The sequence below is a fragment of the Flavobacterium sp. FG19 genome (assembly GCF_057809475.1).
Genome location: NZ_JBMDKA010000062.1, coordinates 1 through 6,712 on the forward strand (window position 1 = coordinate 1; position 6,712 = coordinate 6,712).

At 38.2% G+C, this 6,712-nt stretch carries 3 protein-coding genes; all 3 read left to right on the forward strand.

What is annotated here, in order from left to right; genetic code table 11:
* Positions 1 to 530: DUF8693 domain-containing protein (locus ACODST_RS27525; RefSeq protein WP_488935304.1), on the forward strand; the 530-nt coding region annotated here is incomplete at its 5' end.
* Between the two features lie 152 nt (positions 531 to 682).
* Positions 683 to 4,522 carry a DUF8693 domain-containing protein gene (locus tag ACODST_RS27530; RefSeq protein WP_488935305.1) on the forward strand — a complete coding sequence of 1,280 codons (3,840 nt, stop codon included), beginning with the start codon at positions 683 to 685 and terminating at the stop codon, positions 4,520 to 4,522.
* Positions 4,523 to 5,025: 503 nt separating this feature from the next.
* On the forward strand, positions 5,026 to 6,712 hold a 1,687-nt coding region (locus ACODST_RS27535), incomplete at its 3' end, for a DUF8696 domain-containing protein (RefSeq protein ID WP_488935306.1).

A 6,712-nucleotide genomic window follows, 5' to 3' on the forward strand; every position in this document is an offset into this window, starting at 1 on the left:
GTATCAATGAAGCCAGAAAATTAACCATGCAGGCACGTACCCTTCCTTTTGAAGAGAGCGATACCGTTCCTCTTGGATATGTAACCACTGTTGCAGGCGATTTTACAATTGCTATTGATCATGTCGACGGCTTATTTGATAACCAGACAGTATACCTGGAAGACAAAACAACCGGAAAGGTTCACGATTTAAAGGCCGGTGATTATACGTTTACAACCGCTATAGGTACTTTCACCGATCGTTTTACACTTCGTTACACGAATAAAACTTTAGGAACGGGTGATTTTGAAAATATCGAAGACGGTCTTCTGGTATCAGTAAAAGACAAAGTGATACAGGTAACTTCCGCAAAAGAAAATATCAGAGAGATTACCGTTTTTGATATCAACGGAAAACAGATTTACAACAAAACCAAAATAGGAGAAACCGCAGTATCCATTTCAAATCTGCAGGCTGCCCAGCAGGTCTTACTGGTAAAAGTAACACTGGAAAACAAAGCCGTAGTAACCCGAAAAGTTATATTTAAATAATAATAAAATATTCCAATACAAAAAATCCATCTGATATTCGCAGATGGATTTTTTTTAATGAAAAATCACCTAAAGTGGGTATTGTTCATTTGTTTAAAGATATTTAATTTAGGTTAATTCTTACATTGTTTAATCTAATGGCTTTAAACTCGATGAAAAAAATTATCTGCACCCTGCTTTTTATGATTTTTCCTTTAACAGCTTTTCTTTATGCTCAACAGGGAAAGGTGGATCTTACCTTTAATACTTACGATGATGGATTAAAAGGAGACGGTTTTGACAATACGGTAAGAACACTTTTGTTACTTCCCGATCAAAATTTGATTGTAGGGGGAGATTACACAAGTCTTAATGGAATTCCCTGTTCTTATCTGACAAGATTAAAACCAGAGGGAACGATTGATGAAAGTTTTAATACGACAAGCAGTTTTAACGGTAAAGTATATGCTTCAAATTTGCAGCCAGATGGAAAGATAATCGTGGGTGGAAATTTTACAATGCATAACGGAATAAATACGGGCAGGCTTATTCGTTTAAACAATGATGGTTCACGTGATTTATCTTTTGATACTACTGTTGGAGCGCCGGCTGGGATTATTTATGATATTGCTTTGCAATCAGATGGAAAAATTATTATTGTCGGAAGTTTTACTAAGTACAATAATAAAACTGTAAACAGGATTGCACGTATTTTGTCAAATGGTTCTTTAGATATTTCTTTTTTAACGGGTACGGGAACTTCTGCTAACATTACCAATGTGAGAGTCTTGTCTGATGGTAAAATTTTAGCTGCAGGCAATTTTACAAGTTTTAATGGTGTGCCAAATAACAGAATTGTATGTTTAAATGCTGACGGTACTATCAACACGACTTTTGATGCAGGAACCGGTTTTGATGATGATGTAAATACTGTGGCAGTTCAGGAAGATGGTAAAATTGTTTTAGGCGGCAATTTTACGATGTATAACGGAAGTACAGCTAACAGAATTATCCGCCTGAATCCCGATGGTTCACGTGATCTTACTTTTTTAGGTTCCGGTTTTAATAACGGTGCTGTCGAAGTTATAAAAATAGATGAGCAGGGAAATATAATGGCAGGAGGCTCTTTTAGCGGTCGTTATGACGGATCAGATGTCAATAGAGTTGTGCTGCTGCATTCTGACGGCACTGTAAAAACGGATTTTGAAATAGAATCCGGCCCCGGCTCTGCTTCTGTTTTGACATTAGCAAATGATTCAGAAGGGAGCTGGTATATTGGAGGTTCGTTTTCTGTTTTTGACAGCCAGAATCAGGGAAGACTGGCAAAAGTAAATTCAGAAGGAGAATTGGATATCAGTTATTTATCGTCCGGAAAAGGTTTCGATAATTCCGTTTTGAAAATGATTCCCTTACAGGATAAGAAAACGATGGTGTTTGGAAGTTTTACAAAATTTAACAATCAGCCGGTTTTCAGAATTACCAAACTTTTAGAAGACGGATCACTGGATCCTGATTTTAATATAGGGCAGTACGGAGCAAGTGATTTAATAAAAACAGCCGTGCGGCAGGCTGATGGAAGCAGCATACTGGGAGGAAAATTTCTAAAGTATAATGAGCATACGGTTAATCGGATTGTTCGTATTTTGCCAGACGGTTCAATGGATAATACCTATATCACCGGCTCCGGATTTAATAACCAGATTTATGCTATGGCGTTACAGCCGGATAACAAATGCATCATCGCAGGAAATTTTACAAAATACAATAACGATTTATCTGTGATAAGAATTGTCAGGCTATTAGCTAACGGATCGAAGGATCCCGATTTTAATCCCGGACTTGGTGCAGATGCTATTATAGATGAAATTTTGATTCAGCCTGATGGCAAAATTTTAGTAGGCGGCCGTTTTAAAACCTTTGACGGAAAACCTTTTGCGCATCTGGTACGTTTAAAAACAGATGGAAGCATAGACCCTGATTTTGCCATTGGAAGCGGTTTCGACAAAAATGTCTACGCACTAGCCCTGCAATCTGACGGAAAAATTATTGCCGGCGGTTCTTTTTTGATGTATAACGGGCAATCGCAGAAACGTATTCTTCGTTTACATCCCGATGGTAGTTTGGATAACAGTTTTAATTCAGGTTCCGGTTTTAATAAAGGAGATGTAAGGACAATAGTGGTGCAGCCGGATGATCGTCTTTTGGTTGGCGGTACTTTTTCGGGTACTTATAAAGACAAAACCTCTTTAAGATTAATAAGACTGATGGAAACAGGTGATTTTGATGCCTCTTTTAATGTAAGCCTCAACAATAAACTTTTTGCCCTAAATGTTACGGCTGATTATAAGCTTTTAATTGGAGGGAACTTTAACTCTGTTTCAGGACTATCCAAACACCGGGTTTCCCGCCTGAAACTGTGTTTTGGGTCTACAGTCTGGGATGGGCATTCATGGTCAGCAGGATATCCTTCGGGAGGCAAAGAGGTGTTTTTTAAACAAGATTTTCCCAATTTGCTTTCAGCTGATATATGTAGTTGTTCGATTGATGAAGGAAAGACCGTTACACTTTCACAAGGGAGTACTTTAGGAATCGAATTTGTTTATACAGGTTTGGGGACATTACTATTAGAAAACTCGGCAAGTCTCTATCAGGAAGATGATGACATTATAAATTCTGGAATTATTCATATAAAAAGGAAAACAAGCCCCATAGTACGATACGATTACACCTATTGGTCTTCTCCGGTTAATGCTCAAAAAATAGCAGATGTTTCTCCTGCAACATTATTTGATAAGTACTTCTCTTATAATACAGTTTCAGGATCCTGGAAAAATGAAGACCCGTCCTCATATATGCAGTTAGGAAAAGGATATTGTATCAGGGGACCTCAGAATTTTTCAATTACAGACAGGGCAGTATATGAAGCTGTTTTTAAAGGTCTTCCCAATAATGGAAAAATAGAAATTAATTTAGAACAGGTTAATAAATTATGTCTGATAGGCAATCCTTATCCGTCAGCAATTGATGCTGGTATTTTTCTGAAAGAAAATGAATTTAAAACAAAAGGAGCATTGTATTTCTGGACCCATAATACACCTATAGCAAATCATGAGTACACTTCAGATGACTATGCTGTATACAATTTAGTAGGAGGAACCAGAGCCTCACTTTCTGACGGGATTAATGAGACGGTTCCGGATGGCAAAATAGCTTCGGGACAGGCTTTTTTTGTAAAGATAAATCAGGCCGGGCCTCTTGTTTTTAATAATGGTATGCGGATTCGGGGGCAAAACCATACTTTTTTTAAAGAAGCAAATACAGCCATTAAAAACCAAACAGAAAAACACCGGCTATGGTTAAACCTTAAAAGTGATAAAGGTATTTTTAAACAGATTTTAATTGGATACGTACCGTTTGCCACAGACTCTTTCGATATTAATTATGATGCAGAAACCATAAACGGAAATCAGTTTGCCGATTTTTATAGTATTAATGAAGGCAGGAAACTAACCATCCAGGGACGGGCACTGCCTTTTGAAGAAACAGATTTTATAACGCTGGGTTACAAAACAACTGCTGCGGGAGATTTAACCATACAAATAGATCATACCGACGGAGATTTGGGCAGGCAGAATATTTATTTAGAGGATAAGTTATTAAGCACTGTAATTGATTTAAGTGTTTCAGATTATACTTTTAAAAGTGAGATAGGTTTGTTTACGGACAGGTTTGTTATTCATTATGTAAACCCAATATTAAAAACAGGAGATATTCAGGATGTTAAAAAAGAATTTTGGGTTTCGGTAAAAAACGGATTAATCAATATAAAATCAACGGAAAAACATTTTAAGGATATTTATATTTATACAATAGACGGAAGACTGCTTTATAAGAAAAATAATCTCGATGTATCTGAATTTGAAATATCGAATTTAAAACCAACTTCTGATGTTTTACTCATAAAAACGAACTTAAATGATGGTAGTTCAATCGTTAAAAAAGTAGTTTTTTGATCGTAAAGTGTTTAAAATCAAATGTTTTTTTAGCTGTTTCTGAGACTGCTTTTTTTATGGATATTTTAAATTTTGAGACTGCTTTTTTCTTTTTTTTCCTTGATTTTATTGGGGTTAAAAGATTTTAACACCTTTGTTATAATTACGCTATTGTCAGACTAGAAGTGTTAAAGTTTTAACTTTTAACAAAGCCTTCAAATATATAATGTAAATAAAATCGTACCTTGTATGTGTAATTGTTGAGTATTACTCGCTAAAAGCCGTTAAAATACACTCTTTCGTATAGTTGTTTGTAAAGCCAAAATGCATTTAATTTTTATCAGCCGGGAATATTGATTTGCTATTTTAAATACCACTACAAAAAGCAGTATTAACAGTATTTTTTTGGATTTTGATTTTCAGTTTTTTTGAAATCAGAATTTATTTTTTGAGGTATTTAGAATTTTTCTGAATCAATGTTCATTGATTTTGAATCTCTTCTTTTTAATTTAAAAAATAGTCCGATGAAAAAAAAACTACCTGCCTCGTTATTTTTACCTCAAATCTTTACCGACCGTTTTTCTTTATCGAATTTCCATTTAAAATTTTCGTTTTCTAAAGTAAAGCTGTCTTTTCTTTTCTCATTTATTTATTTTTCACTTTGGGCACAGCCTCCTCATACCTTTAATGCTGACGGTAGTTTTATTGTTCCGGCAGGTATAACAAGTATCGAGGTGGAAGCTTGGGGAGCCGGAGGAGCCGGAGGAGGAGCCAATAACTCTGCTGCCTTAACAGGAAGAGGCGGTGGAGGTGGAAGCGGTGGAGCTTATGCACACGGAGATTTAACCGTTGCTGCAGGAACCAATCTCACTGTCAAAGTAGGAGCAGCAGTAACAGGAACAGCTGTATCCGGAGGAAATGGAGGGAGTTCGTATATTGACACTTTTCAATCTTTATTTTTAGCAGTTGGAGGTTTTGGAGGAACCGCAAATTTAAGTGGAGGAACTCCCGCAGGAGGAGTACAAAGTACAGGTTCTATAGGTTCACGAACAACCGCACCCGGTGCAGTCGGATTAGCGGGAAATACTGCTCTTTTGAGTTTAGGTCTTTCATCAGGTGCCGGAGGTAATGCCGGTACAGGTGGAGGTGCAGGAGGTGCAGCACGAACCAGTTTAATATTGGGGAATGGTCCCGGATATCCGGGAATAGCTCCCGGCGGCGGCGGAAGCGGTGGAATGCAGTTGGCAGGATCAGCAGCTCAGGCCGGAGGAGATGGTGCACACGGAAGACTTATCGTAAAGTACACCTGTCCAACATATAGTCTTTCAAGCCCAACCACAGCGACTAATGCCTGTGTAACATCAGGTACTTCGGTCGTAACTCTTTCTTCGTTACCAGCAAATTTGCCAATTGGAGTATATACGGTTTCATACACCAGAAATAGTCCTTCCGGAACACTGACAACATCAATGACTGTTAATACGCCAGGTACAGGAACTTTTACAGTAACAGGTTTAACAACGGTTGGCCCTGCAACTATAACCATAAACTCCTTAACATCAGGTAGCGCAACTATAAATTCTGTAACTACTAATTCTTGTGTAAGTACTTTAAGTGCAAATAACACAGCCAGTATAACAGTCTCTCCGGCTACAGTAGCCGGGACTGTAAGTGGCGGTACCACAATTTGTTCCGGAGCAGCCAGTGCCGCATTGTCCTTAACAGGTCACACAGGTTCAGTGATACGTTGGGAGTCTTCGGTATCCCCATTTTCTACATGGAATCCAATTGCTAACACTACAGCTTCCTATACTTCGGGAGCACTTACCCAAACTACTCAATTTAGAGCAGTAGTTCAAAGCGGAACATGTACCGCTCTGAATTCTACCGCAACAACCGTTACCGTTAATCCATTGCCGCAGGGAAGTTTAACCGCCAACGGTCCGTTTTGTGTAAGCGGGACTGGCCAGCTGACTTTTACAGCGACAACAGGCACAGGACCTTACACGATAGTGTATACTGAAAACGGCGGTGCCAACCGAACAGCAAGCGGTGTTGTAAGCGGTACGCCTTTTACTCCGTTTACCAGTACGGTTGCCGGTACGACAACTTATACAATAGTTTCAGTTACCGATGCTAACTGTACCCGAAGTTCTGGTTTTACTTCCGGTTCAGCAGTTATTACGGTTAATCCATTACCGCAGGGAAGTT

Excerpts from the sequence above, each read along its gene's own strand:
- ACODST_RS27530 (WP_488935305.1), top strand. The coding sequence starts at position 683 with ATGAAAAAAATTATCTGCACCCTGCTTTTTATGATTTTTCCTTTAACA.